Raw genomic sequence first — 2701 nt, 5'->3', positions numbered from 1 at the left:
GGTCGCGTCCAGATTCCGGTGTAAAAGCAGGGCCAAGCTCGCTTCGCTGCCAGCATACGAACGGCTGGACTCGGCGCGCCAGGTTCCCTCAAAGTACGTCTCCGGGTGTCAAACATGGCTGGGGCTAAGTGAGAACCAATTCGGACGCTAGCGCGTGTGCGTTTTGGGTTCGCTACTCGGATGCACGTGACAGGCTTAGAGGTATCGGCAGACCCGTTCGGCGGTGCAGGTGGTGGGCTCGGGTGTTGATGCCTGGTCGCGTAATTGGGCAATCGTGTCGCGAAGAGCAACGAGCTTGTTGATCTGCTCGTCGACGTCGGCGAGTCGGGCGTCGAGAAGATCGCGGACGTGCTCACAGGGGGCCTGACCGCGGTCTCGAATAAGCAGAACCTCACGGATCTGGGCGAGTGTGAGCCCCGCGGCCTTACCTCGGTGGATGAAGTTGATCCTGGTGACGGTGTCGGGCGAATAGTCCCGGTAACCGGAGGACGTGCGGTCGGCTTCGGGGAGCAGCTCCTGCTCCTCGTAGAAGCGCAGGGTCGTGCTGGTGGTGCCGACAGCGTCGGCCAACTCTCCGATCCGCACCGTCCCTACTACCTCTCGTTTGATTCGGGACTTGACCTTCATCTGTACTGGAAGGTTCATTCTGGCGCTGACGAACGGATTTTCCAAGCGATTCAGGAGAGACATGTGCGGCAGATTGTGCGCATCGTGACTGACAAGGTTGGCGTTGTCGGCACCGTCGTGGCCACCATGGCTTGCGCCATGTGTTTCCCGGCGGTGGGCGCTATCGGGGCGGTCATCGGGCTGGGATTTCTCTCCCAGTGGGAAGACTTATTCATCGACGTCCTGCCGGTGTTTGCCGCGCTCGTACTGGTCGCCAACGGACTGGGGTGGTTCGCCCACCGGCAATGGCGCCGCAGCGCCCTGGGGATAATCGGTCCGATCCTCGTGCTGATCGGATGGGTTTCGTTCATGAGCGAAGTCGCGGCTCACGGGCCGGCAAGGGTTGTGCTGCAGACGGGACTGGTGGTCATGGTCGTCTTCGCCGTTTGGGACCTGGTCTCGCCAAGTAGCCGCCGTTGCGGGCCAGAAGGCCGCGAACTGCCCGCGAAACATGGATGAGGAGGGCCGCGTGGAACAGACGAAGGTCGATCTTGCCGTGGTCGGGTCGGGTGGGGCGGCGTTTGCCGCCGCGATCCGCGCTTCGACGCTGGGCAAGTCGGTGGCGATGATCGAGCGCGGCACGGTAGGTGGGACGTGCGTGAACACCGGCTGCGTGCCCTCCAAGGCACTGATCGCCGCCGCCGAGGCCCGCCACGTCGCCCTCGACACCGGCAGGTTCCCCGGAATCAGCACGAGTGCCGACCCGGTGGACATGCCCGGCCTCGTCGACGGAAAGCGGACCCTCGTCGAAGCGCTGCGCGCGGAGAAGTACCTCGACATCGCCGAGGACTACGGCTGGCGGCTCCTGCACGGAGAGGCCTCGTTCGACGGCACCCCGGACGCTCCGGTCCTGCGGGTGAGGGCCGAGGACGGCAACAGCAGGCTCGTCGTGGCCGCGCACTACCTGGTTGCGACCGGTTCCCGGCCCACCACCGCAGCGATCGACGGACTCGACCGGGTCGACTACCTGACCTCGACCACGGCGATGGAGCTCGAGGAGGTTCCCGAGACGCTGCTGGTGCTCGGCGGCGGGTATGTCGCTTTGGAACAAGCCCAGCTGTTTGCCCGGCTGGGCTGCAAGGTCACCATGCTGGTCCGCTCCCGGCTGGCCTCCCGTGAGGAACCCGAGGCGTCCCAGTCCCTGCTCACGGTGTTCGCCGACGAGGGCATCCGGGTGGTCTGCCGAGCGATCGTTGACTCGGTGACGACCGATCCGGCCACCGGACGGGTGGTCGCGGGCGCGTCGGTGGCCGGCAGCCGGGAGGAGTTCAGCGCTGAGCGGCTGATGGTGGCGCTGGGCCGAACCCCGGTCACCGATGGGCTCAACTTTGAGGCGGTGGATGTCAAGACCGGGAATGCGGGGGAGATTGCGGTCACCGATCAGCTCGCGACGTCGAACCCGCGGATCTGGGCGGCCGGGGACGTCACCGCGCAGCGCCAGTTCGTGTACGTCGCGGCCTCGCACGGCGCGATGGTTGTCGACAACGCTTTCACTGGCGCGAACCGGTCGGTCGACTACACGCACCTGCCCCGGGTGACATTCACCAGCCCCGCGCTCGGTGCGGTCGGGATCACCGAGGAACAGGCCGTCGCGGCCGGCATCCGTTGCGACTGCCGCGTGCTGCCCCTGCACTACGTGCCCCGGGCGCTGATCAACCGCGACACCCGCGGCTTCGTCAAGGTGCTCGCCGACGCCGACACCGGACGGATCCTCGGGATCACCGCGGTCACCAAGGACGCCGGCGAGCTCGCCGCCGCCGGGGTCTACATCCTTGCCGCCGGCATGACCGTCCAGCAAGTCGCCAACAGCTGGGCCCCGTACCTGACCATGGCCGAAGCCATCAAGATCGCCTGCCAGTCCTACAGCACCGACGTCTCCAAGCTGTCCTGCTGCGCCTCCTAAACACTATCTACACCCACTTGAGAATCGCGAGAATCGGAGAATGCGATGACGGACCACACTCCCGACCTCGTCGACCGATTGACGGTTCCCGGCGAGTCTGGCCTGGACCCGGCACTTTTGATCCCGCTGCTG

At 65.8% G+C, this 2701-nt stretch carries 3 protein-coding genes; 2 read left to right on the top strand and 1 reads right to left on the bottom strand.

Features of this window, described 5'->3' with window-relative positions; all coding sequences use genetic code 11:
* Positions 1–195 precede the first annotated feature (195 nt).
* Positions 196–585, bottom strand: coding sequence for a heavy metal-responsive transcriptional regulator (locus CYU59_RS27490; RefSeq protein ID WP_293004443.1), 390 nt, complete (start codon positions 583–585; stop codon positions 196–198).
* Positions 586–690: 105 nt separating this feature from the next.
* Here CYU59_RS27490 and merC point away from each other — a divergent pair, with 105 nt between their 5' ends.
* On the top strand, positions 691–1125 hold the full coding sequence (merC, locus tag CYU59_RS27485) for an organomercurial transporter MerC (protein WP_363115394.1): 435 nt from the start codon (positions 691–693) through the stop codon (positions 1123–1125).
* 10 nt (positions 1126–1135) lie between these two features.
* A complete protein-coding gene (merA, locus tag CYU59_RS27480) occupies positions 1136–2569 on the top strand; it encodes a mercury(II) reductase (protein WP_293004441.1) in 1434 nt (477 codons plus the stop codon).
* Positions 2570–2701: the final 132 nt, after the last annotated feature.

Source organism: Mycobacterium sp., assembly GCF_002863225.1.
Lineage (GTDB): Bacteria > Actinomycetota > Actinomycetes > Mycobacteriales > Mycobacteriaceae > Mycobacterium.
The sequence above is the reverse complement of the archived record's forward strand: the minus strand, read 5'-3'. Positions and strand labels throughout refer to the sequence as shown.